This is a genomic window from Nitrosomonas sp. (assembly GCF_019752095.1).
Classification (GTDB): domain Bacteria; phylum Pseudomonadota; class Gammaproteobacteria; order Burkholderiales; family Nitrosomonadaceae; genus Nitrosomonas.
This window is the reverse complement of the sequence record NZ_JAIEMO010000037.1, coordinates 1-26513: the sequence shown is the minus strand read 5'-3', so window position 1 is coordinate 26513 and position 26513 is coordinate 1. Positions and strand designations below refer to the sequence as shown.

Below are 26513 nucleotides of genomic sequence, written 5' to 3'. Positions count from 1 at the left end.
AATTCATGAATACGAAAATATTGAGAAACCTGGCTTTTACAATTTTTACATGTTATGTAACCATTGCTGTTTCTGAGACGCCGCACTGGAGTCATGATGAGCAATCAACATGGTGGGCGATTCAGGATACAACACAAAATGTGCCACTGAACTATCCCTTTGGAGAATGCGGTATTGGCAAGCATCAATCTCCAGTAGATCTTGCAAGTGCAACTATCATTGACTCAAAATCTCTCAATAAACTAGCGGCTTTATATGACACTGACACCGCGCCGGTTTTCTTCAATAGCGGGCATGGTATACAAGTGAATACATCTGAAGATTATTCGGGTGTGTTGATGATTGGTGAAGAATCTTTTCCATTGATTCAATTCCATTTTCATGAGCCCAGTGAACATGTCGTAGGGGGCAAATCATTTCCGGCTGAACTACATTATGTTCATATTAATGAAGACGGGAGAATTATAGTCTTGGCTGTCGCAGTTGATATTGGGGAGGAAAATCCTGTGTTTGGCACCATTCTGGATAATATCCCACATGAAGAAGGCGGTCAGAACGCAAGTTCCGGTATACAGATTAATCCCGCAGAACTGCTTCCTGCTGATTTGGATCCCGCAAACTTGGATTATTATACCGTTGCAGGTTCATTAACTACGCCTCCGTGCAGCGAAGGTGTGCAATGGTATCTTTTGCCGAAAGTGATCACTATCTCGGCTGCACAACTTGTGCAACTCAAGGATATTTATACCAATAATGCGAGAGCGCCTCAGAACCTAAATGGACGATCTTTGCTTTCGACGCAGTAATGGATCATATATTGATTACCACCACGAAATGACCGACCTGAACCGCAAACACCACTGGCGCCTGAGTCATACAGGTGTTGCGGTTCTGTCTGCGTAGTATCATTACAATAGCAGTGTTATTCTTCAGCAGTGTCAATATATGCAGGACTTTTGGGAGGTTTCATTTTTCGTGTTGGTAAATCTGCCAAGCATCCACTCTGTGAGTACTCGATGTTGATTTTGGCTTGAGACGATCGTAATTTCATTCATTGATGCCCACCTTGTTATCTGTACGTTCTTATTTTGCGTATATAATCAGAAAGTGATTGAATTTGCACAGCTTGCATATTGTAAGGCACAGGTGAAAGATTGAACAACTTGACCAACACGCCGTCGGCTTGGTCTCCGTTCAGGATTCCCGTTTTTCGCATGCTATGGATGGCAACTCTGATATCGAATATCGGAACCTGGATGCATGATATCGGCGCTAGCTGGCTAATGACCACACTGTCGCCTACACCCGTTATGGTAGCGCTGATCCAAACCGCCACCACTTTACCTATTTTTCTATTGGCCATGCCAGCGGGCGCCTTGGCTGACATCGTTGATCGGCGTAGCTACCTTATCGTGGTGCAATTATGGTTGGCGCTGGTGGCTGGGCTACTGGGATTTATGACACTGACGGGTGTTACCTCGGCATGGAGCCTGATTGCATTGACGTTTGCGATGGGGATCGGGTCAGCTATGATGCTGCCAGCGTGGGCAGCGATAACACCGGAACTTGTGCCGCGCAACGAGCTACAGTCTGCTATTGCATTGAACAGCCTTGGAATCAATATGGCGCGTACAATTGGTCCGGCATTGGCTGGAGTAATTGTATCTTTTGCCGGAACCGGTGCAGTGTTTGTTTTGAATGCACTCACGTATTTTCTTGTCATTTTTGCTTTGGTACGTTGGCGACGCGAGGCACCCATCAGTGAATTGCCGAGCGAGCGATTCTTCAGTGCATTACGTTCCGGTTTCCGCTTTGCACGTCATGCACCAGACCTCCAAGCCGCTATCATTCGAGGATTCGGTTTTTTTCTATTTGCCAGTGCTTCCTGGGCCCTATTACCGCTGCTAGTTAAGAGCTTAGAAAACGGTGGGCCGCAAACATTTGGCATCTTGGTAGCTTCGATTGGTGCCGGAGCTGTCATCGGCGCTCTCTCGTTACCCCAGCTGCGTGAAAAAATTTCACGCGATAGCTTAGTTGCGTTAGCGGCGGTCGTGTACGCATGCACCATGTTTGCGCTGGCAACATTCGATCAATTGATTTTCCTGTGTTTGGCGGCGGGTGTAAGTGGTATTGCATGGATCACTGTGTTGTCATCACTCCAGGTAGCAGCACAAATGGCACTTCCTAATTGGGTACGATCGCGCGGGCTGGCTGTCTTTATGGCAGTTTTTATGGGTTCTATGGCATTCGGCAGCCTGCTGTGGGGCAAAGTCGCCGAAATAACTAGCATTTCAGAGTCACTAATGATTGCAGCATCTGGCGCAGTGATAGCCACACTGCTCACTTGGCGCTGGCACATCAGCGGCATCGAAAATGTTGATCTTACACCTTCGATGCATTGGCCGACACCCATGGTGCATGAGGGTGTGTCACATGATCGCGGGCCAGTCCTGGTGACCATTCAGTATATGGTTCGGAACGACAAAACAAGTGAGTTCTTAACCATGATACGCGAACTCAGCAAACGACGTCGTCGTGATGGTGCTTTTGCCTGGGGTGTGTTTGAGCATACCGAAAAACCGAATCACTTTATCGAATCCTTCAGTGTCGATTCCTGGCTTGAGCATCTTCGTCAGCACGAGCGCGTAACTCATGCAGATCGTGTGTTACAGACAGAACTCCATACATTACTCGTAAGCGGAAGCGAACCTGTAGTTACCCATTATGTAGCGCCCAAGTTTGCCATTGCAAAGACAAAAAAATGAAAACCCTATCGTCGCCTTCTTCAGAAGTTTGATTATTTTATCGCTGCAGCTTATTGCTGACGTGGATGAATTCTATAAAGCCCACAAGAAAATCCGCCAGTTGTTGTCGCGCCGTTTCATCCACCATCGCCCCATTTTCGTTGAAAATTTGATGTGCACGAGATACTAATAATCTTCCACCGAACCATGGGGATGTGCCTAATGTACGTAGTACGGGTAGCCAGGCATTTTGAGCCAGTACTGTGCCAAACCCACCGGGTGTTGCGCCTATCACCGCAACCGGACGATTTCTAAAAACCCGTGCAGTCGCACTGGGCGGCCGCGACAACCAATCCAATCCATTCTTGAATACGCCTGGCATAGAATTATTGTATTCCGGCGTAGCCAACAATAATCCATCAGCAGCAGCGATTTTATCTTGCAGCGTGGTGACTGCTTGAGGAATTCCTTCTGTGCTTTCAATATCGCCATCGTAAAGTGGAATACCCTTGAGCGTTACAATCTCAAGCACACTATTGTTAGGCAGCGATTCTTTAGCTGCATGTAATAGCGCAGTATTGAACGAGGCACTGCGCAGACTTCCCGTAATTCCGATAATTTTTGTCACGGTATCTTCCTCTTGTCGACGGTCTACAAATAATCAAATTTTATTTTCAATCTATTTGAAAGGTTCGACGTGGTCAACTAATTCTAGACAATCCAGTTAAGCAACTTTCTCCAATTTTTCTGTTTCTGCCTCATATTGAGTTGGGCTTTTTATCCCAAGTATAAATGCAGTCGATATTAGTTGACACCCCAAGCCAACTGGGCAGGTCTTCTTCTTTTGGGTGAAAAACGAATATTTCACTTCGTTGCTTTCACCCATTGAATCTCCAGCCGCTTCCTCTAATATTTTCCTCTCCAGATTGAACTGCTTGATCCGCGCTTTCAGTCGTCGAATTTCTTCCTGCTCTGGCGTCAGCTTTTCATTGCCTCTGAACAACTGCCCGCCGTCATCTGCCTGATACTTTTTAATCCAGCGCCTCAACATATTAGCGTTAATCTCCAGGCTGCGTGCAGCTTCCGTTATCGGATACTCTTGATCCAGAACCAAGTTAACTGCATCTAATTTGAATTCTTTTGTGTACTGCTTTCTTGTTCTCATCTTTTCTCCAGTTAAGATTATTTTCTCTTAACTGGGTTAGTCCGAGTCTATTAGATCATGTCAGTTGCCACTTGGACTAGTGCGACATCTAGACTGGCAAATGATACCAGTGCACATCGCCTTAGCGACGGTTTTTACTACCACGGAAAGAATAGGAGGCCGGACAGTAGACCCTTTCGATCAGAAAATGAAAGATATTCCCCTGAATGCTATTTGTCGCACCATTGAGATTAATCTGCGGCAGCAGCTTGGTGAGCGCTCCGTTCCTCCCCCGGTGAAGCCACAAGATGGTTGTGCTGATGTAGAGCTATTTCGCTGTTAAATTAAATTCCAACAAATGTTAATGGCTATTTCCCGTTAAAATTCAAACCATCAGTAATTTCTCTATGACGTATTACGTACCTTTGTTGGAATTTACCCATTTCCGAACGCGAATTTCATAGAATCCCTGATTCCAAACAATTATGTAAGTGTATAGTCTTAGCTTATGGCCTTAAAATTAAAGGAGGAAATAGTCAATGTTCACAACCAAATCCGAATTATCAGCCAAGAAACTCCAGCATATTTTGCGTAATAATGACCAGCATTGGGTTGGGGACGGCTTTCCTGTTCGTTCCCTATTTAGTTACCCGAAGCTTGGAGCATCCATTAGCCCTTTTTTACTATTTGATTATGCAGGTCCGATTGAATTTCCGCCGACAACCCAACGTCTGGGTGTCGATGAACATCCACATCGTGGTTTTGAAACAGTGACCATTGTTTATAGTGGCGAAGTGGAACACCGCGACAGCTCTGGCGGAGGCGGAAAGATAGGCCCTGGGGATGTGCAATGGATGACCGCCGCTTCCGGTATTGTTCATGAAGAATTTCATGGCCGGGATTTTGCGCAGCGCGGCGGATTATTTGAAATGGTGCAACTATGGGTTAATTTGCCGGCCAAAGATAAAATGTCACCGCCACGCTATCAGAACATTTTAAATGATCAGATTCCTGTCGCGAAGCTTCCTGGTGATCAAGGAAACGTACGCGTCATTGCAGGTGAATTCGATGAGTTAAGAGGGCCAGCTCAGACGTTTACGCCGATTCATATCTGGGATATACGTGCGTCTGGCCAACAAACGATTAATCTTGTTGTTCCCAGCGGCTACAACACGATCTTGGCAATTCTGAAAGGTTCTGTGCAGATTAATGATTCAGAAATAATTGGCGCAGCAGAGGTCGCCGTATTTGATTCGGCTGGCGATCAGATTGGTATCAGTACCATACAAGACACAACGTTATTGTTACTGAGTGGCGAACCGATTAACGAATCGATTGTTGGCAGCGGCCCATTTGTGATGAATACAGAAGATGAAATCCGTCAAGCCAAGGCCGATTATCAAAGCGGAAAAATGGGACATTTGCCATCTTGAGGATTTGCACGTTAAATTAGCTATCAGAGAGGTATATGCCAGTTGGCGAAAAGACCCGAGGTTGGAGCTGCACCGCAACAAAATATAACTAAAACAGGAGGAATCAATGACTTTGGAAGATAAACTTATCGACTTAAACAATATGATACTTAATGGCGAGATTTTGCAATCCATGGATAAATACTATCACCCCGATTGCGTTGTGATTGAAAAGAATGATGTGGTAGCAAAAGGATTACAACAAGCCAAAGATCGGGAATCATCAGTATTTGAAGGCGTTGAGGAATGGCTCAAATCAGAGATTAAATCGACTGCTGTGGGTGAAAACGTGACGATGACCGAGTGGCACTTCGAATACAAACATAAAGAGTATGGCCACAAAAACTTTGATCAGGTTGCCGTTCAGCATTGGAAAGATGGGAAGATCATGAGTGACCAATTCTACGCACTATATTAAGCAATAGCTTCGCATAAAAATTTCACTTCATTTCTGGTCTTTTTAATGATTGCAAGAGGTATATAAATGGATAAATCTTTTAAATATAAACGACTTTCTAAGGATGATGCGGTTCTGCTGCTAGTGGATCATCAGGCGGGCCTGATCTCGCTGGTGCAGGATTTCTCACCCAATGAATTCAAAAATAATGTACTAGCCTTAACAGCCTGCGGAAAATATTTCAAGCTGCCGACAATCCTGACAACGAGTTTTGAGGATGGCCCAAACGGTCCACTGGTTCCGGAAATCAAGGAAATGTTTCCCGACGCACCGTATGTTGCCCGCCCTGGCAACATCAATGCCTGGGATAACGAAGATTTTGTCAATGCCATCAAAAAGACTGGGCGCAAACAACTCATTATTGCCGGTGTGGTAACTGAGGTCTGTGTTGCTTTTCCGGCATTATCGGCCATCGAAGAAGGGTTTGAGGTTTTCGTAGTCACTGATGCTTCTGGCACCTTCAATGAAGTGACCCGTGATGCTGCCTGGGCGAGAATGCAGTCTGCCGGTGTGCAGCTGATGAGCTGGTTTGGCGTGGCTTGCGAGTTACACCGTGACTGGCGCAACGATGTCGAAGGTTTGGGTGCTTTGTTCTCCAATTATCTTCCGAACTACCGGAATTTAATGACGAGTTATTTTGCAGTGAGCAAAAAATAGAGCGTCAGAAGTTACTTAAACGAGAGTTCTACTCCATCCGCAATTGGAAATTTGCACTACGGCAGTAAACTTTCCGACAGATAAAGTCTGATTAATCAAGAAAAAACAGCCTGGTGGGAGTGCTATTAACTATTAACCTAACTGCCGATCAGATTATGTCTTTATCCTATATACCACTGAATGTTCGCACATATAAGATTTCTTACTTTATATTGTGTTAATGAACCTTTGAGATCATGAAGCTTTGTATTGAAAAGCGTTTATTGACGGAGACAAAAAAACCGCCACTTTGGGCGGTTTTTTTGTCTCATCGCAATGAGATTGTTTCGGTATTAAATCTTGAGGGATTAATGCCCAGGTTTGCTGGTGCCACCGAAAGGACGTGGATCTTGCCCTTCTTTGAGACAATTGCCATTACCATCTATTCCAAATTCACAGTCATCGGCACTAGCGCTTGGATCGCCCATATCAGCACTACCGCAGGCGGATAAGAAGAAAGCTAATAGTACTACAGTAAATATTGACAGTTTCATCACTTAATTTCCTTATTTAGATTTACCATGTATGTTTTGAGGTTTTGAGTATATAACAGAACAGAAAAAATTTCCAAGCACTTGGTTAATGCCGCTCAACTTATCTTTTGTCAGCCGGCGATTTCTTAATCACCACGTAGGATCTCCATCAGATAAATACCATATTTATCGAGTTTGCGCGCACCGATACCGGTCACTTGACTCAATTCATCTTCCGTTTGCGGGCATAAACGCGCCAATTCGTGCAAAGTGGCGTCATGAAAAATCACATAAGCCGGAACGCCATGCTCTTTAGCTGTCTTTGCCCGCCATGAACGTAATTGCTCCCACAAGGAGCGTTCGGCTGGAGCCAAGGAAATTAGATCATCGCCAGTGCGTTTACTGGATATTTGCTCAATTTTTGTTTGTTGACGCAAACACACGTTCTGCTGTCCTTTAAGCACAGCACGGCTCGCCTCAGTCAGATGCAAAGCACCGTGCCCTTCACTATCCGGTATCAACAAGCCCAGCGCAACGATCTGGCGAAATATCGCACGCCAGGTCTTTTCGGGTAAATCTCCCCCAATCCCAAAAGTGCTGATTCTGTCATGATGCCATTCTTTTACACGATCGGTCAGATTGCCCCGCAAAACATCAATTAAATGACCTGCCCCGAAAATCTGCCCCGTACGATAAACGCACGACATTGCCTTTTGCACTTCCACCGTAGCGTCCCACACTTTGGGCGGGTTTAGACAAATGTCGCAATTTCCACACCCTACTGTCTCGATGCTCTCACCGAAATAACTTAGCATGCGAATACGGCGACAAGTAGTCGTTTCGCACAACGATAGCATGGCTTCCAGTTTGCGCGCAGCCACTTGCTTAAATTTATGCTGCGCCTCAGATTCTTCAATCATACGCCGCAGTTGAATAACGTCACCAAGACCATACGCCATCCAAGCGTTAGCGGCTTGACCATCGCGGCCAGCACGGCCTGTTTCCTGATAGTAGCCTTCGATACTTTTCGGCAAATCCAGATGCGCAACAAAACGCACATCCGGTTTATCGATCCCCATACCAAACGCTATTGTAGCAACCATGATGATGCTCTCTTCACGCAAAAATTTTTCCTGATTCAAGCTTCGTTGCTGCATGCTCATGCCAGCATGATAGGCTATCGCATGCAAGCCTTGTTTCACCAACCAAAGGGCGGTTTCTTCCACTTTTTTACGCGACAGGCAATACACAATCCCAGTATCTCCTGGATGTTCCGCTTGGATGAAAGTCAATAACTGTGAGCGGCTATTGGTTTTATCGACAATTTGGTAACGAATATTCGGGCGATCAAAACTCGAAACAAATACCTTGGCTATACCCAGCCCAAGGCGCTCAATAATTTCTTTACGCGTATCCATGTCAGCGGTTGCTGTCAATGCAATACGGGGAACCTCAGGGAAACGTTCATGTAAAATTGATAATTGAATGTATTCTGGTCGGAAATCATGCCCCCATTGCGAAACGCAATGCGCTTCATCAATTGCGAACAAGGCGATTGGGATGCGTGCAATCAGATTCAGAAACCGCGCAGTCAACAAGCGCTCAGGCGCCACATATAACAAATCAAATGCATCCGCTAAAAGCTTCTGCTCAACTTGGATGGCTTCTTGTTGTGACAATGAAGAATTCAGCACTGCGGCACGCACCCCGATTTCGTGCAATGCGGTGACTTGATTCTGCATCAAGGCAATGAGTGGAGACACTACAATAGCAACACCATTGCGCATTAACGCTGGAATTTGATAGCACAATGACTTACCACCCCCCGTTGGCATCAATACCAGACAGTCGCCCCCACTGGCGAGATGCGCAATGACTCCCGCTTGCTGCCCGCGAAAAGCTGGGTAACCAAAAACTTCCTTGAGTATGTTGAGTGCTTCGGGCATTCAGAATTGAGCTACTGCAAATTGACTTTTACGAATCGTAAGGACTTCAAACATGATACTACAATAGAATGCACATCCAGACACTTGCATGTTTATTTCCATTCATTCGATCAGATAACAATCGTTAATGTCGTTTCAAATTATTCATGCGGTTGTGCTGGTATAATTCTATCTAAATGAACCTTTAATTATAAAATTTGTGACATTAGTTTGGAGAAATGAATATGGTGGTAGCTGATGTTTTGAAATTGATTCAAGACAATGAAATTAAATTCGTTGATTTGCGTTTTACCGATACCAATGGAAAAGAGCATCATGTCACCCTACCTTCGCACAACTTTGATGCAGATAAATTTGACGATGGTCATCCTTTTGACGGTTCGTCAATTGGCGGTTGGAAAGGCATTCAAGCATCCGATATGTTATTGATTCCTGATCCTGATACCGCCAATGTGGATCCATTCATGGATGAACCAACACTGCTGCTCACCTGCGACGTCGTCGAACCCGCTGACGGTAAAGGTTATAGTCGCGATCCACGCTCACTCGCCAGACGCGGAGAAATTTACCTTAAATCAACAGGCATCGGCGACGTAGCCTATTTTGGCCCGGAGCCTGAATTTTTTATTTTCGATTCTGTCCGCTGGCATACCGGCATGTCGGGTTGCTCGGTCAAAATTGAATCTGAGGAAGCTGCCTGGAGTTCGGCAATCAAATATGAAAGTGGTAATGTCGGTCATCGTCCTGCCATCAAAGGCGGTTACTTCCCGGTACCCCCCGTAGACGCATTGCAAGATATTCGCTCCGCCATGTGCCTAACTCTGGAAGAAATGGGTGTGGGGGTCGAAGTTCATCATCATGAAGTAGCTACCGCAGGTCAATGTGAAATAGGCACACGCTTTAACAGTCTGGTGAAACGTGCAGATTGGAATCAGATTCTTAAATACGTGATCCATAACGTTGCGCATTCATACGGCAAAACTGCAACTTTCATGCCCAAGCCAATCGTGGGCGATAATGGCTCAGGCATGCATGTGCATCAGTCGATCTGGAAAGATGGCAAGAACTTATTCTCTGGCAACGGCTATGCGGGCTTATCTGAAATTGCCTTGTATTACCTTGGTGGCATTCTCAAGCATGCCAAAGCACTAAATGCCATCTGCAATCCCAGCACCAACTCATATAAACGATTGGTCGCCGGATTTGAAGCACCGGTCAATCTGGCTTATTCGGCTAGCAACCGGTCGGCAGCAATTCGTATTCCACATACCAGCAATCCCAAAGGACGGCGTATTGAGGTTCGTTTTCCTGATCCAACCGCAAATCCTTATCTCGCATTCACTGCATTAATGATGGCGGGTTTAGATGGTATCCAAAATAAAATACATCCCGGCGATCCAATGGATAAAAATCTTTATGACTTACCGCCAGAAGAAGCCGCCAAGGTGCCTAATTCCTGTACTTCGTTAGATGAAGCTTTGGAATGCTTGGATAAAGATCGGGATTTCTTGATTCGTGGCGGCGTGTTCTCCAATGATCTGATTGATGCATACATTCAGCTTAAGATGGATGAAGTGCTATTATTACGTAGCACCACACATCCGATTGAATTTGATTTGTATTACAGCTTATAATTTTCAGAAAGCTCAGAAAACTGAATGTACAGGACAAGATGAATGCCCACTGGAAAACGTATAGAATCTAATATATTTTAAGTGATGTAATAAGGAGGAATTACAGTTCTTTTTTTGCTTTTCGATAAAGAAAGCTTTGATAAACTAATCAAACAGTTGTAACTGTCATTAATATTCTTTCAGCAAAATATGAAAACAAAAATATTCTTGATTTTATTGATCTTTATACCGCCGATTGGCTTTCCACAAGCAATTGCCAGCTCAGAAATATATAAATATGTCGATAAAGATGGCAACATCACCTTTACGAATCGACGTATCCCTAATGCAGAAAAAATTTCTATTGCCTCGTTTTCGAGAAATACGAAATCCAGTCAATCAAAACCAAGTTCAAATTTAAATTTTCCACGTGTGACTGATACCACACAGAAAGGCCGTGATGTCATGCGCCGTGAAATTTTACAAAAAGAGCTTATCACTGAAGAAAAACTTTTTTCTGAAGCACAGAATTTTTTGGATGAGATTCGCAGCAAGCCTGAATTCAAGAATAATTCTCAGGAAAAAACTGTGCAACTACAAAATAAATTGCTTCTGCACCAAAGAAACGTTGCGACATTAAAAAAAGAGCTGAATCGATAAAATGCTGAGAAATTCTTTCCTCTTCATAGCCTTAATTCTATATTTTAGTTTATCTCATGCCGGCGTCTATAAGCATACTGATGAGAACGGTAACGTAACCTATTCAAATATACCTTCCAACGATTCCAAACGCGTCGATTTACCCCCGATTATTGTTGTTCCACCTGTAGATACTGGCGAAGTTGAAGATCGAATTTCGAAGCGCAGAGAATCCATGAAACTCAAAGAGCATCGCGAACAATTGCAAAATAAAATTGCCGAGGAAGAGGCGCAACTTAATGAAGCCAAAAGTGAATACAAAGATGGCATGCCAGATCGCTTGGGTAGTGAGCGCAATTACCAAAGATACCTTAACCGGGTAGATCGGTTAAGAGAAGAAATCAGTGCACGCGAGAAAAATCTAGAATTGATGAAAAGCGATCTGGATAAGGTGCCCGTAAAAACCAGATAAGCTATATCGAAGCAAACTGTATTGTATTGCGAGGTTAAGAGATGGGCTAAGGATGATCTTTTATTCGGGGCGTAACTGCATACTTTTACTCGCTTTTTGTCTTGCATCGATTCAGCGCGTTTTTAGTAGTCGATTAAACTACAAGATCAGGCGGAAAGCTCAACCCAAACAGGCGCATGATCCGAGGGACGTTCCAGTTTGCGCATTGTTTTATCAACGATACATGTCACACATGCGCTAGAGAGTTCATTGCTCAGCAATATGTGATCAATCCGCAATCCCTGGTTGCGACGAAAAGCCATCATTCGATAATCCCACCAGGTATAGGATTTCTCAGGTTGTTCAAACAAACGAAAGCTATCAGTCAATCCTAAATTAAGTATATTTCTAAAAGCCGTACGCTCTGGCTCACTGCATAGCACCTTTCCTTTCCAAAGTTCGGCATCATAGACATCACGATCCTCCGGTGCGATATTAAAATCGCCCAGTACAGCTAAATTTTTATAATCTATTAATTCTTGCTGTAGCCATTGGGTAAAGGCCGGCAGCCAACGCAGTTTATATTCATATTTCTCCGATTCAACATGATCTCCATTCGGCACATAAGCACAAATGACACGTAAATCGCCATAAGTTGCAGCAATTATTCTTTTTTGCTCATCCGCCAAACCGGGTATTGCAGTAATTACCTTGCTTGCTTTTTGTTTACTGAGTATCGCAACACCATTATAAGTTTTTTGCCCGATGAAAACGGATTCATAACCTGCAGTCATTATTTCATCAATAGGAAAATTTTCATCGATTACTTTTATTTCCTGAAGACATAGTACATCGGGTTTATTTTCAAATAGCCAGTCAATGACTTGCGGCAAACGTACTTTGAGTGAATTAACATTCCAGGTTGCTAATTTCATAACCATAATCTATTTATACCCTATATCATCATTTTCGTAATAAGCCTCAGAGAAATCATCACATATCATTGCATTATGTTTAATATTGGCCTGATCTTTGTGTTATTCGTGCTATCGGAAATCATTAAGATTTTAATATCATTGGTAAAATAGATCATTCCAAATTAAAAAATCAATTCTCTTCATCAGCATAAAAGAAGCGTTCGACCTCTGCCAAATCCCGAGTACGCTTCATAGGGGGCAAACTCTGCCATATTTGTCTGCCATAAGCTTTTGTTGTCAAACGCGGATCACAAATCATCAACACACCGCGGTCTGTTTCATCTCTGATTAACCGTCCGGCACCTTGCTTCAGATTGATAACTGCTCGGGGCAGTTGGTACTCCATGAAAGCGTTGCCGCCTTCGTTATTAATTTTCTCGATGCGCGCTGATAAAACCGGGTCATCCGGGGGCGCAAACGGCAGTTTATCAATGATAACCAGCGATAACGTCTCCCCTCGCACATCAACCCCTTCCCAGAAAGATTGGCTACCCACCAAAATTGCATTATTTAGTGTGCGGAATCGCTCTAGCATATATGAGCGCGAACCCTGCCCCTGAAGCAGTAACGGGAAATCACCAAAGTCATCGGAGTTCTGCAATAGCTCATAAATACGCTGCATCGCGCGTAAACTGGTGCAAAGGAAAAAAGCGCGCCCGCGGCTGGCACGCAGCACCGGTAATGCCGATTGAACAACCTGATCGATATAAGTTTTATGATGTGGTTCCGGCAAACCAAGTGGCACATAGAGCAGCGCCTGCTCAGAAAAATTAAATGGGCTGTCCCAACAAGCAGTTTGTGCTGTATTCAATCCCATTTGATTATTGTAATGGGAAAAATCCTTTTTAACCGACAATGTTGCTGAAGTAAAAATCCAGGCGCGTGGCGATGCCATCAATTGCTTTTGGAAGATTTCAGAAATCGATAGTGGCGTCGCATTGAGTTGCAATGCCTGATGGTAAACTTCAATCCAGCGAACATGGTCTTGCATTTCGGTTTCATTACGCCAGCGCTGGATTAAATACAAATGATTGGTTGCTCGCTGCCGGCAGTTTTCCAATCCTTCAGATCGTTCTGCCTGACTTTCCAGTAGTTTTACCAAATCAATGAATTGCTCCAGTAGCTTATCCAGTGCCACATTAAAATCCGTCTGTTGATTTGCCGCCGACAAAGACAACCGTGTGTTGTCTTCCTTGATGGTTAAACGCAAATCACGTGCAGCTTTTTCCATGGCGGCAATTGCTTCTGGCAGCTGCACAAAATCACCGGCAGCCTGAATTGCTTCCAGCTTGACATCGTGCGCAAGCTCCAGCAATTGACCGGTACTTATCGATTCACCAAAAAATAAACTGGCCGTTTCCGGCAATTGGTGCGCTTCATCAAAAATGACCGTATTACAAGCGGGTAACAACTCAGATAATCCTTCATCACGCAGCATAACATCGGCAAAAAACAAGTGGTGATTCACCACTACTATATCCGCCACTAATGCTTGCTTGCGCGCTTCCATCACAAAACATTTTTTATAGTTTGGACATTCGGAACCCAGGCAGTTATCTCGGGTTGAAGTCACATGCTGCCAAATGGCAGCCATTTCAGGCACTTCGCTCAAGCCACTTTTATCACCACTTTTACTGATGTTGGCGTAACGTTCTATTTTTTGTAGATATTGGATCTCGTCCCGATTGATAAAGCTCAAATGCGTATCCTGCAGGCTTTTTTCTAAGTGATAATGACAAATATAATTCGCTCGCCCTTTTAATAATGCAACCGTAACCGGCATTTTAAGTGCTGCGCGCAATGTCGGAATATCACGATTAAATAATTGATCTTGTAGCGTCTTTGTTCCTGTGGATATGATTGCTTTACCACCCGCTAACAAGGCTGGCACCAAATAGGCGAAAGTTTTGCCTGTTCCAGTGCCCGCTTCAGCAACCAGAACCTCGTTCTTGGCGATCGCTACTGCAATAGCTTGCGCCATTTCTAATTGTTGTGAACGCGCACGAAACCCCGTAATGTGATTAGAAAGTACGCCATCGGATGAAAAAATGGAATCAATATCAAGCATAGAGTCAGATCTGCCGAAATTCCAAGGCTATACAAGCATCACAATTTATTGGAAATGATATCTTCGGGCAAGATTGAAATAATTAGAATGAAACAATATAAATTCAAGATATCAATAAGCACAACATGTAACTTTCGGGATGAATAAATTCATTAGAAACTATCCAAAAGAAAGAGTTATTCAGTGATGGTAACCAAGGTCACCGATTATCTGAATGTACCGAACTTTTAGTGCGCATTCGTCTGATTTCCTTCGGATCTATTATCAACGGGCGATAAATTTCGATTCTGTCGTTAGAATGTAATTGCGTATCTAATCGCACAAATTTTCCAAAAATACCCAACTTATTTTTGGCTAGATCAATTTCTGGGAATTTCTGTAAAATCTCTGAAATTGCAAGTGCTTGCTCAACCGTACAACCCAACGGTACAGTGATTTTTTTCAGAATTTGAATATTAGGCAGTGCATAGGCAATTTCAATCTGAAGTACTACAGTCATTTCTTGCCGTAGATTTCTTCCGCCCGGTCAACAAAAGATTCGACGAAGCTATTCGCGATCATGTGAAACACCGGCCCCACCAGTTTCTCCAGGATTTTATTCGAGAAAGTGTAGTGCAAGCGGAATTTTATCTTGCACGCATTATCGGATAATGGAACAAACTGCCAGTAACCATCCAGATGCTCAAAGGGGCCATCCAGCAAGCTCATTTCAATCAAGTCAGGCGGAAAGCGCTTATTTTTAGTGGTAAAACTATGTCGGATATGATGATAGTCAATCTTAACTGTAGCATGCGTAGTCACCTCATCCTGCGGATCTACCGAAGTGCCGCCGCACCACGGAAGGAATTTTGGATATTCCTCAACATCATCGACTAATGCAAACATTTGACTGGCTGAGTATTCAACCAAAACTGATTTTTCTATTTCTGCCATAAAGTAAATCAACCCATATCAATGAGGAAACACCGAAAAACTGATAAAATATGCCTAATTTTAGTCATTCCCACCGCTTAATTCCTGTATGAGTATAGTACAAAATAAAAAAGCTTTTCACGATTATTTTATCGAGGAAAAATACGAAACAGGCTTAGTGCTGGAAGGATGGGAGGTCAAATCCATACGCGATGGTCGGGTTCAGCTAAAAGAAGCTTATGTCATTATTCGAAACAGCGCGTTATATCTCATTGGCAGCCATATTAGTCCGCTTAAGACCGCCTCCACGCATATTAACCCTGACCCGGTGCGCACACGCAAATTGTTGCTGCACGCAGAACAAATTAGACGACTTATCGGCAAAGTCGAACGCGCAGGATATACTCTGGTTCCATTGGATATGCATTATAAAGCAGGCAGGATTAAACTGGAGATAGGCTTAGCCAAAGGCAAAAAACAACATGATAAGCGCGAGTCCGAGAAAGAAAAAGAATGGGAACGCACTAAACAACGCTTGATGCGTAACAAATGAAACAATTTACTACAATTCATCGATTTAATTTTATTTAATAACTTTTACGATTATGCAAAAACCTATTGCGACTTGGTTGCTTATTTGTTGTGTCATGGTATTTGCCATGATAGTGGTTGGTGGCGTTACGCGGTTAACTGATTCAGGACTCTCGATTGTCGAGTGGCAACCTATCGTGGGCACCATGCCTCCAATCACGCAGGAAGATTGGGACGTGCTGCTTGAGAAATACCGCTCTTCCCCTCAGTACCAAAAAATTAATAAAGGTATGAGTGTTGACGAATTTAAAAACATTTTCTGGTGGGAATACTTTCATCGCCTACTGGGACGGCTTATCGGTATAGTATTTTTTGTCCCTTTTGTTTATTTTCTGGTTAAGAAAAGTATCGATCGATCCCTGGGGATCAAGTTGACAGGTATATTTATTCTGGGAGGATTGCAGGGATTTATGGGATGGTACATGGTCATGAGCGGATTGGTTAACGATCCGCATGTCAGTCAGTATCGGCTCACCGCGCATCTTGGGCTGGCCTTTGTGATTTTTGCCGCAATGTTTTGGGTTGCTCTGGGCTTACTCACACCACAAAGCGAACACTCCAGGCCCAGCGAAAAAATTCAAAGCTTGCGCAGATTCTCCTATAGCCTCACGTCATTAATTTTTATTATGATCCTGTCCGGCGGTTTTGTTGCTGGTATTCGCGCTGGCTTAGCTTATAACACCTTCCCGTTAATGAATGGGTATTTGATTCCACCAGATCTCTTCATCCTGGAGCCGTGGTATCGAAATTTCTTTGATAATATCACTACAGTGCAATTCGACCATCGATTGATTGCGTGGCTATTAGCTTTTTTAGTCCCGCTATTCTGGTTCAAAGCGCACAAGGCTGAACTTTCCGGTACTACACGCCTTGCTTGTAATCTTTTTCTACTAATGCTGGTAGTGCAAATCAGTTTAGGTATCACAACGTTATTGAAGGTGGTACCAATCCATCTGGCAGCTTCCCATCAGGGTGGCGCAGTAATGCTATTTGCAGCATCCTTATGGGTCAGTCACCGTTTCCGTGACACATCAAAAGCCGGGCAGGTTTGATTGCCCCGCTTTTATCTGACTTGTTAAAGGGCCTCAAACACTCCTGCTGCCCCCATACCGCTACCAATGCACATAGTCACCATGCCGTACTTCTGCTTATGGCGTCGCAATCCATGCAGCAATGTGGCTACCCGGATTGAACCCGTTGCCCCTAACGGATGACCCAATGCAATTGCACCGCCCAGAGGATTTACTTTATTGCGATCCAGTTCCAGATCACGTATCACGGCAAGACTTTGCGCCGCAAATGCTTCATTTAACTCAATCCAATCCAAATCATCCTGCTTGATTCCGGTTTGTGCGAGCACTTTGGGAATGGCTTTGATCGGGCCAATACCCATAATTTCAGGCGGCACACCTGCAACCGAAAATCCAATGAATCGTCCTAATGGGGACAGATTAAAACGTTGCATCGCAGCCTCACTCATCAGAACCACTGCTCCGGCACCATCCGACATTTGCGAGCTATTTCCTGCAGTCACCGAACCTTTTGCAGCAAAAACCGGTCTCAATTTGGCCAATGCATCTAGGTTGGTATCGGCTCGCGGCCCTTCGTCTTTGTTTTTAACGATAACTTTTTCACGCACGTTATGCGCAACCAAATCAGGGCGCTTCTCGTCCACCGGATAAGGTGCGATTTCCTGTTGGAACTCACCAGATTCGATGGCTTTTATGGCACGCTGATGACTGGTCAGGGCAAATTCATCCTGATCTTCGCGTGATACTTTCCACTGTTCGGCCACTTTTTCAGCGGTCATGCCCATCCCATAAGCGATCGCCACATTTTCTTCATGTTGAAACATCATTGGATTCATGGAAACTTTGTTGCCCATCATTGGTACCATGCTCATGCTTTCAGTACCGCCCGCAATCATCACATCGGCTTCTCCGAGGCGAATACGATCCGCAGCCAAAGCGACCGACTGCAGGCCCGACGCACAAAAGCGATTGACTGTCATGCCAGCCACGCTATTGGGTAAACCTGCTAATAACAACGCCACACGCGCAACATTGATGCCCTGTTCTGCTTCCGGCATGGCACAACCGACAATCACATCATCAATCGCTGTCGGATCAAGCCCCTCACATTGTTTCATCACCGCACGCAACACATGCACCAGCATGTCATCAGGGCGTACATTTTTGAACATGCCGCGCGGCGCTTTTCCCACCGGAGTACGTGCAGCAGCTACAATATAGGCTTCTTGAGTTTGCTTAGTCATAGGATTCTCCGTGAATCGTGATATCAGTTTCTAAGTGGTTTACCGGTTTTCAGTGTATGTGCAATACGCGCCTGGGTTTTTTCGGTTGCCAGCAACTCCATGAATGCTGCCCGCTCCAACTCCAGGAACCAATCTTCATCGACCAAGCTGCCGGGGGTTAAATCACCGCCACACATGACATGCGCTACTTTACTGGCAATTAGATAGTCATGCTCGGAAATAAAATCACCTTCGCGCAGATTGACCAACTGACTTTTGATCGTTGCAATGCCAGTATTACCCGCCACCGGAATTTCGCGCGCGCGTAAGGGCGGACGATAGCCCGCTTCTGCTAATGCTAACGCCTGTGCTTTAGCCACGTGCAACAATTCAAAACGATGCATCACTACCATATCAGCAAGACGTAAATAACCGAGATCTTTTGCTTGCTCTGCGCCTTTGGCCAGTTCTGCCATCGCTACGGTCTGAAAATAATATTTGAGTGACGGAAAAGGATCGCCGTCCTTGGCTTTATGTGCTGCTCTCATGGCAAACTCCTTGCATCCACCTCCCGCAGGCAATAACCCAACGCCAGTTTCCACCAAACCAATATAACTTTCCAATGTTGCAACAGCACGATCACAATGCATGACAAATTCGCATCCACCACCCAACGCTAAACCATCCACGGCGGCAACAGTCGGAATCATCGAATAGCGTAGCGCTTGCGAAGCTTGTTGAAACTGTTTGATCATTGCTTCCACTTCTGCCAGTTTCTTGGCCATCAACGCATCAGCGAGATCCAATTCTCGCGCCACTTGCAGCACTGTGGCTTGCGCTGACTTCTTGAATTTTTTCAGGAATGACTGAAATGCAGTGGGTGGCTGTGGCGGCGCACTACCACCATGCTGTGCATCCGGCTTAGGTCGCTCGGTGGCTTTTTGCAAATTAGCACCGGCGGAAAACGGCGGCTCTGTTTGCCAGATCACCAGGGCACGCCAATCTTTTTCAGCTTCCTTAATTGCTTGTTGCACGCCTTCCAGCACATCGATACCAATCGTATGCATTTTACTTTTGAAACTGAGTATGGCAATGCCATCGCCGCTATGCCACATTCTTACGGCATCAGTCTCAAATATGGTTTGGCCATATACCGCTTCTTCGCCAACTAATCGATCAGGAAAAAGCTGGCGTTGATACACTGGCAGTGTTGAACGCTGTTGTAGCTCGCCAGAACCTGGAGCAAAAGAACCTTGGTCAGTATGCACGCTTTGCTTATCGCTTGCGGCAATCGTCATTACCCATTGCGGCAATGGCGCCTGACTCATGCTTTTACCAGCAGCGATATCTTCCTGAATCCAGGTGGCAATCTGCTTCCATCCCGCTGCTTGCCAGATTTCAAACGGCCCTTGATTCCAGCCAAATCCCCAACGCACCGCCAGATCAAGATCACGTGCATTATTGGCAATCGCCTCCAGTTGCACCGCACAATAATGAAACAAATCGCGGAATATTGACCACAAAAACTGCGCTTGCGGCTGCTGGCTATTGCGTAGCGCAGCAAATTTTTCTGCAGGAGTGCTGTATTTCAACAATCGCTTCAGTTCTTCATCCACTTCACCCGCAGACATACGATATGTTTGCGATGGCAGATCAAACACATGAATTTCATTTTTTATTTTCTGATACACCCCGCGCTTGACCTTCTCACCCAGCGCGCCCTTATCAATTAGGCCTTGCAACCAATCCGGCACCGCAAAATAGCGATGCCAGGGATCACCTGGCAACGTATCGCGCATCGTATTGATAACATGCGCCAAAGTATCCAAACCAACGATATCCGCAGTGCGGAATGTTGCGCTTTTAGGACGCCCAATCAGCGAGCCCGTCAATGCATCAACCAGATCAAATCCAAAATTAAACTCCCGTCCATGATACATGGTCGCTAACAGAGAAAACACGCCGATACGATTGGCAATAAAATTGGGGGTGTCTTTGGCACGTATCACCCCCTTGCCCAGATCAGTCACCAGAAATTCTTCCAGGTGATCAAGCATAGCCGCATCGCTGTTTTGGCAAGGAATCATCTCGACTAGATGCATATAGCGTGGCGGATTAAAAAAATGTATGCCGCAGAAGCGGTGTCGCAATGCTTCTGGAAAAGCTTCTGCCAATTGATTAATCGATAGTCCTGAGGTATTGCTGGCAAAAATCGTATGTTCACCCAGATAAGGTGCAACCTTGGTGTACAGATCACGTTTCCAATCCATCCGTTCGGCAATCGCTTCGATCACCAGATCACAGTCTTTGAGCCGTTCCAGATGTTGATCATAATTCGCCGGTTGAATGCAGGTGACTTTGGTTTTGATCGATAGCGGAGCAGGCTCTTGCTTTTTAAGTTTCTCCACCGCCTTAATTACATTGGCATTGGGATTATCTGTATCCCCTGGTAACTCAAACAACAATGTTTCGATATTGGCATTGACCAGATGTGCCGCAATCTGCGCGCCCATCACACCAGCCCCTAATACCGCCGCCTTGCGCACTAAAAACCGTTGATTTCTCAATTTCGCCTCCTGCTTGATCCGGTTATGGAATAAGACACTGTTCGTATTGATCGTGGCTGAAAGAGTACAAGCATGGAACCTAAAGCGCAAGCTTGTTTATTTTTGAAGCTAGGAATAATACCTGCAGCGCTTCACACCACCGACGCCTGAGCGTAGAATTGCAATTGAAAAATGTTAACCCCAGATAAGCGCGAATTTCTCAGCGTCAAAACCTACGCTTGCACGTTCCCCATCGGTAATCAGCGGTCTTTTGATCAAACGACCATTGCCAGCAAGTATCGTGAGTATCTCTCGGCTAGATAATGCGGGCAATTGCTCCTTGATTTTTAATTCGCGGTACTGCACCCCGCTGGTATTAAAAAGTTTGTTCAGTGAAACATTGGCGCGCTCAACAATAGCGGCTAGTTCATCAACAGCTGGTGGATTTTCGGTGATATCAAGGAATTCGTAATCAATTTCGGCCTGCTGCAAAAATTGCTCCGCTTTGCGGCAGGTGCCGCACTGCTTATAGCCATAAAATTTGAGCATAATCGTTATAACTCACAGTGTGTAAAATAATTATTCGCCACCTTTCGGCCCCCAGAACACAACCCAGGTACAAAAATCCGGGGAAAAGTTTTCAAAGCGGTGCTCCACATGAGCGGCAACAAAAAACACCATGCCCGGTTCAAACGGATGGCGTTCTCCAGCCACCACAAACTCGCCCTGTCCGGATTGGATAAAATACAACTCATCCTGATCATGCGGCGTTTGTATATCGGTATCCTTGGGTGCATAAACTTCAACCGACATGGTGCCATGCGCAAATGCCAGCGTAAAAGGCTCACCCATGGGCCATTCCGCACTCGCTTTGCCGGGTATACGTTGCATCAGTTCCGATAATGCTGCCTTCATCATGTCTCTATCACCTCACATTCTATTCAGACTGTGCTTTTAAACAGCATGACAAGTATAAAGGATCACATTAGTCGAGACCACCAATCGTGGCACTGATACCGCATGCCAGTGATCATTCCGACGCATTCAAGCGATGCTCCATCCATTGCACAATATTTCTCAAAAGCTCGGTACGCGCAGGTTCTTTTAAAAACAGATGCTGGTGATAGTGAGAGTTGGGAAACGTCAGAATTTCGTTATCAGGATGATGCTGTATAGTCGCATGAACAAAATCCTTGCTGCCCCATGCTGGCGTGATCGGATCCTGCTCCGAATACACCAGATAATAAGGTGTTGTAAATTGTGTCATTTGGAGGCGGAAATGCACAATCTCTGCTTCAATACCTTTCACGAAACGCAGCAAGCTACGGCGAACAACCCAGCCATCAGCCCGCAGGTGTGCCTTTTCTTCTTCACTATCGGTCAAATAATCCTGCACCCAATCCGGAGCAATAGGTGTCACAAGGCTGCGCAAACCAGGCCAGGACAGTATTTCAAACAAGCTGTCCAAAATGGGCACAGTCACTAACGCTAGTGCCTGATTAAAAATTAACAAAGGCAAGGGTTCATCCTGGGGGTGCAAGAAATGCGTTTCAGCATGAAAAGACATTTTGATCAACGGATTAGCCACCCAACCGCGCCACCCCGGCGGTTCACTGACGGCAAATCCAGGAGCCAGAAAAATGACCCCGCGCACGCGCTTGATCAGATCAACCTCATCTTGCAGCTGTATCAAGTAAGAAGCCGTCACCAAAGCACCCAAACTATGTGCAACGATAAATAATGGACGTCCCGGATCGCTCTCTTTGTCGCACTGCGTAATCGTTTCTCTAAGCGCCCGATCCAGATTGCGTCGAAGTGGTTGCAAGTCCTTCAGCGTCGTTTGCGCTAGGTAAGCATCGCTGACTTCTTGTCTACCTGCACCGTTCACTATCGCTAAATCTGCTTGTCGCAATATCGGATTGGACAACCCATGCGCATAATGATCAAAACCCGCAACCATAAACTGCTGGGCAAAATAACGCGCCACCTCGCCATAGCGTCCGATATGCTCGTTCATGCCGTGAACCAATAACACACAAGCAAAGGTTTTAGCAGAATCCGATGGAGAGAGTGTTCGCAGTATCATTGACCCATCACCATCGGACGGATCAATTCGAACTTCTTTCCCCCAACGAGGATAAGTCTCATTGACGAATTTTTGATGTACACAGCCGGATAGCGACACCAGAAACAAAACCATACCTGTCAAAATCATCACTCGGCTAAGCCAGCGTACAGCCTGTATTGGTTGCAGCTCTACTCTACTGGATAATTGCATACACAAAAAATTTTAAACGGTATACCATGAATCTTAGTCAATGCACTTTCCAATATCTGCTAATGACCGCTTGAACGAATATTTGCAGAATTCTTCTCCAGCTTGCGTTGAAGTTTCTTTTAATCCCACATTTAACAGAAAAACCATCTATGATTGTACAACGAACAATACGACTTAAATGGATACTCAAAATTGATGGGTGGAATATCCTGTTTTACCTTGCATATGGGTATCTCGTCTGTGCATTAAATGCACGTTCTTATTTTGAAAACTTAACTTTTCCTGATGCAGAAATCAGTGTATTTGGAATCGCCGTGGCGATTTTATTGGGTTTTCGGAATAACGAAGCATACAATCGATACTGGGAAGCTCGGACTGCCTGGGGTAGCCTGACAAATGCTTCACGGAATTTTACTTCTCAGGTGATGGGATACGTTCGCTATCCAAATTCGCAAATACCAGCACTTCAAGAAACCATAACAAACATCCATACCGAAATCATCTATCGGCACCTGGCTTTTTTAAATGCCCTTCGCTTGCAATTGCGGCGCGAGGAAACCTGGCAAGAACTAAAACCTTTTTTGTCCGATTCAGAATATCAAGAACTGAGCAAGGCGGCGAATAAAGCAGCGCAATTGAACCACCGGCAGGCTCAACGATTAAAGGAGCTGAATATGACGGGCTGGATTGACGAACAAGCCTATATCTTCGGACTGATGGAATCAATCAAAGCATTTTTTGCTGCTCAAGGCAGTTGCGAGCGAATCAAAACCACGCCATTGCCTCGCCAATACGGTTTTTTCACCAAATCCTTCGTCTGGATTTTTGTGCTATTACTCCCACTAGGGCTTGTCCAGCACCTTGGATGGGGGACTTTACCGATTTATGTAATCTTGGCTTCAATTTTTACGATCACTGAGCGTATTGGACAACGCACCGAAGAACCCTTTGAACGAAAAATGGAAGACGTCCCAATGTCTGCCATTTGTCGTAATATCGAAATTGACTTAAAACAACAACTGGGAGAATCTTCCATCCCTGCGCCGCTAGAACCGGAAGGTGGCGTGCTGATGTGATGCCTGTTCTCGACTAGCGGTCGTATTTAAACACGCCATCAGCTTGGAAGCCTATTACTCGTTAAAACAAAATCGACCTTACGTCTGTTTACTCATTACCGGATTAGCATCAAAATCAAGTTTAGGCTGATCTTAATGCTATCCCTTCTTTTTCTGGCTAGCATAGGAATTTGCTGTTTATCCAAAAACTCTCCCAAAACTAGCAATCCAGATCAAATCATCACGATATCCGCATTGGTCAGCACCGATTCTGAATCGACTGGCGGCTAAAGTGCCTGTTGCCGTCAAAGCAGGGAAGATGGCATTCTCAAGCTGGATCGTGTCATTGGCAACGTTAAAGTCCGTTATCGCATCCACATGTCCCATCGTGGTCAATCTGAAAATATCGTTACCCATTCCGCCGGTCAGCGTGTCTGCGCCTTGCCGCCCGTCGAGAATATCGTTACCCGCTGCACCTTTTAATTGATTATTAGCAGAGTTTCCTGTGATCTGATTGGCCTGACTATTGCCGGTACCGTTAATAACGGATATTCCCGTTAAAATCAGGTTTTCGACCTGAGCGGGTAATGCATACGTTATATTGCTGCTAACTGCGTCGATACCTCCACCCGCAGCCTCGATCACGCTGTCACCTGCGCTATCGACCACATAATTGTCATCACCAGATCCACCCTTGAGTAAATCCGCGCCAAATCCGCCATCAAGAGTCTCGCGACCGGTTCCTCCGTCCAAAGTATCTTTTCCTGCACCACCATTCAGCTATATCTGCAGAATCAGCCGATTGTGAAGCGCGTGGCAAACCAGCCACCTGCGTCGATTGACCAAATCCAGGGCGTTTCATGGTCGGCTTAGTAATCATCAATCCACCCGAATCGGGGGAAGAAATCAGCCGATCAATATCGTCATCTTGAAAACCAATCACCATAGGCTGGCGCACATCGGGCAACACCACAACATCAAATAATTCTTCAACGACTCCGCCAATGTGTAATGCGTGTAAAAGGTTACCGGTATTAAAGTCGATTACGGCCAAGCCGCATTGAGCTGTCATGTTCTGATCGCTAAGGCGAGTTTCCAGCGTCAAGCCGGTAAAAGTTTTAGAACGTAATTGTGAAAGCCCTACCAAAGCATAGTTTTTCCAGAACGCAAGGCCGCGCACAAAGCCTGGGTAGAATGTGACCGATACAAATTTATGGTCGTCCAAATAACCCAATTCGCCGGTGCCGGAGTTAAGCAACCATAACTTGCCCTGATACCAGCGCGGTGAGTGTGGCATCGATAAACCCGTGGCGATGATTTCATTGCTGGGAATGTGCATCACCACACCGCCATCCATTCGATGATTACGCCAGCCTGCCGCTTCATTCGTAGCGCTGCATGCGGTGACGTACATTGGTTGATCATCTTGCATCGCCAGACCATTCAAATGGCAACGATCTTCTGCTGCTAGTTTGGTAATAAATGGCGGTTTCCAAACAGGGGCGAAGCTGAATCCTGCTTGCAATGTTGCCAGGCAACTGAAATCAGTATTGATGAAGAGTATTTGTTGTGCTTGGGTCACCACTACATCATGCACATTCAAGTCACCCGTTGTATAGGATTGACTGGGCACGTATAAACGGTCGCTGCCTTGATGTTGCTCGCCTTGTGCCAGGCGGTTTTCCAATTCTCAGATTTGGTAGCGAGTCGCCATGTAAAGATTTTCACCGCTGGCATATAGTCCCATCGGCTTATCAAACAAGCGCTCGTTGACTGCCAGGCGCCCATTGGCTTTGCGCCCGACTAGAAATAACCGATTGGTCTGATAGGTGGTAAATGCAAGGCTGATTTGCTCATTTTCCAGCTATTGGTAAAGATGATCCGATCCCCGCATGGTAACGGCGGACGGCGTATTGGAAGTTGATTGCAGCGCCATGAATCGATCGCTCAATACGAAGGAGTTATTGCATGAGGTCGGTCCATTGGTATGGGGGGTATAGTGATATCCGCAAAATCAGACATTTTTGACCACATCTATATCAGGCATCGACTTTTTTGATCAAGGCTCCAATCAATTTTGTGAAATTCAAATATCTTGTTGAATCCCTCTCTGAGTTCCTGAAAAAAATCCAACCAAAATATTAATCTAATAAAAAATATTTGTTACAGTCAAGGCTAAGCTAGCATTACAATATCT

Annotated in this window: 25 protein-coding genes and 2 pseudogenes; 12 read left to right on the top strand and 15 right to left on the bottom strand. The window is 45.1% G+C overall.

Going from position 1 to position 26513, the window contains the following annotated elements; genetic code table 11:
* Nucleotides 1-5: 5 nt before the first annotated feature.
* Both K2Q13_RS11290 and K2Q13_RS11285 read left to right on the top strand, forming a co-directional pair.
* Nucleotides 6-806: a carbonic anhydrase family protein gene (locus tag K2Q13_RS11290; protein WP_292921210.1), complete on the top strand. Its 801-nt coding sequence runs from the start codon at nucleotides 6-8 to the stop codon at nucleotides 804-806.
* A 348-nt stretch (nucleotides 807-1154) separates the two neighbouring features.
* Nucleotides 1155-2765: an MFS transporter gene (locus K2Q13_RS11285; protein WP_292921209.1), complete on the top strand. Its 1611-nt coding sequence runs from the start codon at nucleotides 1155-1157 to the stop codon at nucleotides 2763-2765.
* A gap of 37 nt (nucleotides 2766-2802) precedes the next feature.
* Here K2Q13_RS11285 and K2Q13_RS11280 read toward each other — a convergent pair whose 3' ends face one another.
* Together K2Q13_RS11280 and K2Q13_RS11275 are read right to left on the bottom strand one after the other, a co-directional pair.
* Nucleotides 2803-3372, bottom strand: coding sequence for an NADPH-dependent FMN reductase (locus K2Q13_RS11280; protein WP_292921208.1), 570 nt, complete (start codon nucleotides 3370-3372; stop codon nucleotides 2803-2805).
* A 177-nt stretch (nucleotides 3373-3549) separates the two neighbouring features.
* A pseudogene (locus K2Q13_RS11275) lies at nucleotides 3550-3909 on the bottom strand (transposase); the annotation flags it as partial.
* Between the two features lie 64 nt (nucleotides 3910-3973).
* On the opposite strand from K2Q13_RS11275, the gene K2Q13_RS11270 reads away from it, so the two are divergent.
* The 4 genes from K2Q13_RS11270 (at nucleotide 3974) to ycaC (ending at nucleotide 6474) form a co-directional block, all read left to right on the top strand.
* The gene (locus K2Q13_RS11270; RefSeq protein ID WP_292921207.1) at nucleotides 3974-4231 is read left to right on the top strand and encodes a bestrophin family ion channel; all 258 of its coding nucleotides are present in this window, start codon (nucleotides 3974-3976) and stop codon (nucleotides 4229-4231) included.
* Between the two features lie 196 nt (nucleotides 4232-4427).
* On the top strand, nucleotides 4428-5321 hold the full coding sequence (locus tag K2Q13_RS11265) for a pirin family protein (protein ID WP_292921206.1): 894 nt from the start codon (nucleotides 4428-4430) through the stop codon (nucleotides 5319-5321).
* A gap of 106 nt (nucleotides 5322-5427) precedes the next feature.
* Nucleotides 5428-5778: a SnoaL-like domain-containing protein gene (locus tag K2Q13_RS11260; protein WP_292921205.1), complete on the top strand. Its 351-nt coding sequence runs from the start codon at nucleotides 5428-5430 to the stop codon at nucleotides 5776-5778.
* Nucleotides 5779-5844: 66 nt separating this feature from the next.
* Nucleotides 5845-6474, top strand: coding sequence for an isochorismate family cysteine hydrolase YcaC (gene ycaC, locus K2Q13_RS11255; protein WP_292921204.1), 630 nt, complete (start codon nucleotides 5845-5847; stop codon nucleotides 6472-6474).
* A 347-nt stretch (nucleotides 6475-6821) separates the two neighbouring features.
* Here the strand turns inward: ycaC and K2Q13_RS11250 are convergent, their stop codons facing one another.
* Together K2Q13_RS11250 and recQ are read right to left on the bottom strand one after the other, a co-directional pair.
* Entirely contained in the window at nucleotides 6822-7007 is a 186-nt protein-coding gene (locus tag K2Q13_RS11250) for a hypothetical protein (RefSeq protein ID WP_292921203.1), read from the bottom strand.
* Nucleotides 7008-7132: 125 nt separating this feature from the next.
* Entirely contained in the window at nucleotides 7133-8932 is a 1800-nt protein-coding gene (gene recQ, locus K2Q13_RS11245; RefSeq protein WP_292921202.1) for a DNA helicase RecQ, read from the bottom strand.
* Between the two features lie 224 nt (nucleotides 8933-9156).
* On the opposite strand from recQ, the gene glnA reads away from it, so the two are divergent.
* The 3 genes from glnA (at nucleotide 9157) to K2Q13_RS11230 (ending at nucleotide 11656) form a co-directional block, all read left to right on the top strand.
* Nucleotides 9157-10566 (top strand): type I glutamate--ammonia ligase, encoded by a 1410-nt coding sequence (gene glnA, locus K2Q13_RS11240; RefSeq protein WP_292921232.1) that lies wholly within the window; start codon nucleotides 9157-9159, stop codon nucleotides 10564-10566.
* Between the two features lie 189 nt (nucleotides 10567-10755).
* The gene (locus K2Q13_RS11235) at nucleotides 10756-11205 is read left to right on the top strand and encodes a DUF4124 domain-containing protein (protein WP_292921200.1); all 450 of its coding nucleotides are present in this window, start codon (nucleotides 10756-10758) and stop codon (nucleotides 11203-11205) included.
* A 1-nt stretch (nucleotide 11206) separates the two neighbouring features.
* The gene (locus tag K2Q13_RS11230) at nucleotides 11207-11656 is read left to right on the top strand and encodes a DUF4124 domain-containing protein (protein ID WP_292921199.1); all 450 of its coding nucleotides are present in this window, start codon (nucleotides 11207-11209) and stop codon (nucleotides 11654-11656) included.
* A 146-nt stretch (nucleotides 11657-11802) separates the two neighbouring features.
* On the opposite strand, the gene xth is transcribed toward K2Q13_RS11230, so the two are convergent.
* From xth to K2Q13_RS11210, 4 genes are all read right to left on the bottom strand, one after another.
* Nucleotides 11803-12570, bottom strand: coding sequence for an exodeoxyribonuclease III (gene xth / locus K2Q13_RS11225; protein WP_292921198.1), 768 nt, complete (start codon nucleotides 12568-12570; stop codon nucleotides 11803-11805).
* Nucleotides 12571-12742: 172 nt separating this feature from the next.
* Nucleotides 12743-14680: an ATP-dependent DNA helicase gene (locus tag K2Q13_RS11220; protein ID WP_292921197.1), complete on the bottom strand. Its 1938-nt coding sequence runs from the start codon at nucleotides 14678-14680 to the stop codon at nucleotides 12743-12745.
* A gap of 199 nt (nucleotides 14681-14879) precedes the next feature.
* Entirely contained in the window at nucleotides 14880-15179 is a 300-nt protein-coding gene (locus tag K2Q13_RS11215) for an RnfH family protein (protein WP_292921196.1), read from the bottom strand.
* On the bottom strand, nucleotides 15176-15613 hold the full coding sequence (locus tag K2Q13_RS11210; protein ID WP_292921195.1) for a type II toxin-antitoxin system RatA family toxin: 438 nt from the start codon (nucleotides 15611-15613) through the stop codon (nucleotides 15176-15178). Before K2Q13_RS11210 ends, K2Q13_RS11215 begins: the two co-directional genes overlap by 4 nt.
* Nucleotides 15614-15701: 88 nt before the next feature.
* Here K2Q13_RS11210 and smpB point away from each other — a divergent pair, with 88 nt between their 5' ends.
* Together smpB and K2Q13_RS11200 are read left to right on the top strand one after the other, a co-directional pair.
* Nucleotides 15702-16145 (top strand): SsrA-binding protein SmpB, encoded by a 444-nt coding sequence (gene smpB, locus K2Q13_RS11205; protein WP_292921194.1) that lies wholly within the window; start codon nucleotides 15702-15704, stop codon nucleotides 16143-16145.
* A gap of 52 nt (nucleotides 16146-16197) precedes the next feature.
* A complete protein-coding gene (locus K2Q13_RS11200) occupies nucleotides 16198-17235 on the top strand; it encodes a COX15/CtaA family protein (protein ID WP_292921192.1) in 1038 nt (345 codons plus the stop codon).
* Between the two features lie 23 nt (nucleotides 17236-17258).
* On the opposite strand, the gene K2Q13_RS11195 is transcribed toward K2Q13_RS11200, so the two are convergent.
* From K2Q13_RS11195 to K2Q13_RS11175, 5 genes are all read right to left on the bottom strand, one after another.
* Complete coding sequence (locus K2Q13_RS11195) at nucleotides 17259-18458, bottom strand: acetyl-CoA C-acyltransferase (RefSeq protein ID WP_292921191.1); 1200 nt, start codon at nucleotides 18456-18458, stop codon at nucleotides 17259-17261.
* Between the two features lie 23 nt (nucleotides 18459-18481).
* The gene (locus K2Q13_RS11190) at nucleotides 18482-21004 is read right to left on the bottom strand and encodes a 3-hydroxyacyl-CoA dehydrogenase/enoyl-CoA hydratase family protein (protein WP_292921189.1); all 2523 of its coding nucleotides are present in this window, start codon (nucleotides 21002-21004) and stop codon (nucleotides 18482-18484) included.
* A gap of 174 nt (nucleotides 21005-21178) precedes the next feature.
* Nucleotides 21179-21532 carry a Spx/MgsR family RNA polymerase-binding regulatory protein gene (locus K2Q13_RS11185; RefSeq protein ID WP_292921188.1) on the bottom strand — a complete coding sequence of 118 codons (354 nt, stop codon included), beginning with the start codon at nucleotides 21530-21532 and terminating at the stop codon, nucleotides 21179-21181.
* Between the two features lie 30 nt (nucleotides 21533-21562).
* Entirely contained in the window at nucleotides 21563-21901 is a 339-nt protein-coding gene (locus K2Q13_RS11180) for a cupin domain-containing protein (RefSeq protein ID WP_292921187.1), read from the bottom strand.
* Nucleotides 21902-22013: 112 nt separating this feature from the next.
* Nucleotides 22014-23198 (bottom strand): alpha/beta fold hydrolase, encoded by a 1185-nt coding sequence (locus K2Q13_RS11175; RefSeq protein WP_292921230.1) that lies wholly within the window; start codon nucleotides 23196-23198, stop codon nucleotides 22014-22016.
* Between the two features lie 212 nt (nucleotides 23199-23410).
* On the opposite strand from K2Q13_RS11175, the gene K2Q13_RS11170 reads away from it, so the two are divergent.
* Nucleotides 23411-24337, top strand: coding sequence for a bestrophin family ion channel (locus tag K2Q13_RS11170; RefSeq protein ID WP_292921186.1), 927 nt, complete (start codon nucleotides 23411-23413; stop codon nucleotides 24335-24337).
* 177 nt (nucleotides 24338-24514) lie between these two features.
* On the opposite strand, the gene K2Q13_RS11165 is transcribed toward K2Q13_RS11170, so the two are convergent.
* On the bottom strand, nucleotides 24515-25069 hold the full coding sequence (locus K2Q13_RS11165; RefSeq protein ID WP_292921185.1) for a hypothetical protein: 555 nt from the start codon (nucleotides 25067-25069) through the stop codon (nucleotides 24515-24517).
* Nucleotides 25038-26180: pseudogene (locus tag K2Q13_RS11160) on the bottom strand (TIGR03032 family protein). The gene K2Q13_RS11165 and the pseudogene K2Q13_RS11160 overlap by 32 nt, the downstream one beginning before the upstream one ends.
* Nucleotides 26181-26513 lie beyond the last annotated feature (333 nt).

Coding starts and splice junctions, on each gene's coding strand:
- K2Q13_RS11200 (WP_292921192.1), top strand. CDS start 16,198: ATGCAAAAACCTATTGCGACTTGGTTGCTTATTTGTTGTGTCATGGTA.
- smpB (WP_292921194.1), top strand. CDS start 15,702: ATGAGTATAGTACAAAATAAAAAAGCTTTTCACGATTATTTTATCGAG.
- K2Q13_RS11260 (WP_292921205.1), top strand. CDS start 5,428: ATGACTTTGGAAGATAAACTTATCGACTTAAACAATATGATACTTAAT.
- xth (WP_292921198.1), bottom strand. CDS start 12,570: ATGAAATTAGCAACCTGGAATGTTAATTCACTCAAAGTACGTTTGCCG.
- K2Q13_RS11230 (WP_292921199.1), top strand. CDS start 11,207: ATGCTGAGAAATTCTTTCCTCTTCATAGCCTTAATTCTATATTTTAGT.
- K2Q13_RS11175 (WP_292921230.1), bottom strand. CDS start 23,198: ATGATTTTGACAGGTATGGTTTTGTTTCTGGTGTCGCTATCCGGCTGT.
- glnA (WP_292921232.1), top strand. CDS start 9,157: ATGGTGGTAGCTGATGTTTTGAAATTGATTCAAGACAATGAAATTAAA.
- K2Q13_RS11235 (WP_292921200.1), top strand. CDS start 10,756: ATGAAAACAAAAATATTCTTGATTTTATTGATCTTTATACCGCCGATT.
- K2Q13_RS11290 (WP_292921210.1), top strand. CDS start 6: ATGAATACGAAAATATTGAGAAACCTGGCTTTTACAATTTTTACATGT.
- K2Q13_RS11215 (WP_292921196.1), bottom strand. CDS start 15,179: ATGACTGTAGTACTTCAGATTGAAATTGCCTATGCACTGCCTAATATT.
- K2Q13_RS11220 (WP_292921197.1), bottom strand. CDS start 14,680: ATGCTTGATATTGATTCCATTTTTTCATCCGATGGCGTACTTTCTAAT.
- ycaC (WP_292921204.1), top strand. CDS start 5,845: ATGGATAAATCTTTTAAATATAAACGACTTTCTAAGGATGATGCGGTT.
- K2Q13_RS11195 (WP_292921191.1), bottom strand. CDS start 18,458: ATGACTAAGCAAACTCAAGAAGCCTATATTGTAGCTGCTGCACGTACT.
- K2Q13_RS11250 (WP_292921203.1), bottom strand. CDS start 7,007: ATGAAACTGTCAATATTTACTGTAGTACTATTAGCTTTCTTCTTATCC.
- recQ (WP_292921202.1), bottom strand. CDS start 8,932: ATGCCCGAAGCACTCAACATACTCAAGGAAGTTTTTGGTTACCCAGCT.
- K2Q13_RS11210 (WP_292921195.1), bottom strand. CDS start 15,613: ATGGCAGAAATAGAAAAATCAGTTTTGGTTGAATACTCAGCCAGTCAA.
- K2Q13_RS11265 (WP_292921206.1), top strand. CDS start 4,428: ATGTTCACAACCAAATCCGAATTATCAGCCAAGAAACTCCAGCATATT.
- K2Q13_RS11185 (WP_292921188.1), bottom strand. CDS start 21,532: ATGCTCAAATTTTATGGCTATAAGCAGTGCGGCACCTGCCGCAAAGCG.
- K2Q13_RS11180 (WP_292921187.1), bottom strand. CDS start 21,901: ATGATGAAGGCAGCATTATCGGAACTGATGCAACGTATACCCGGCAAA.
- K2Q13_RS11170 (WP_292921186.1), top strand. CDS start 23,411: ATGATTGTACAACGAACAATACGACTTAAATGGATACTCAAAATTGAT.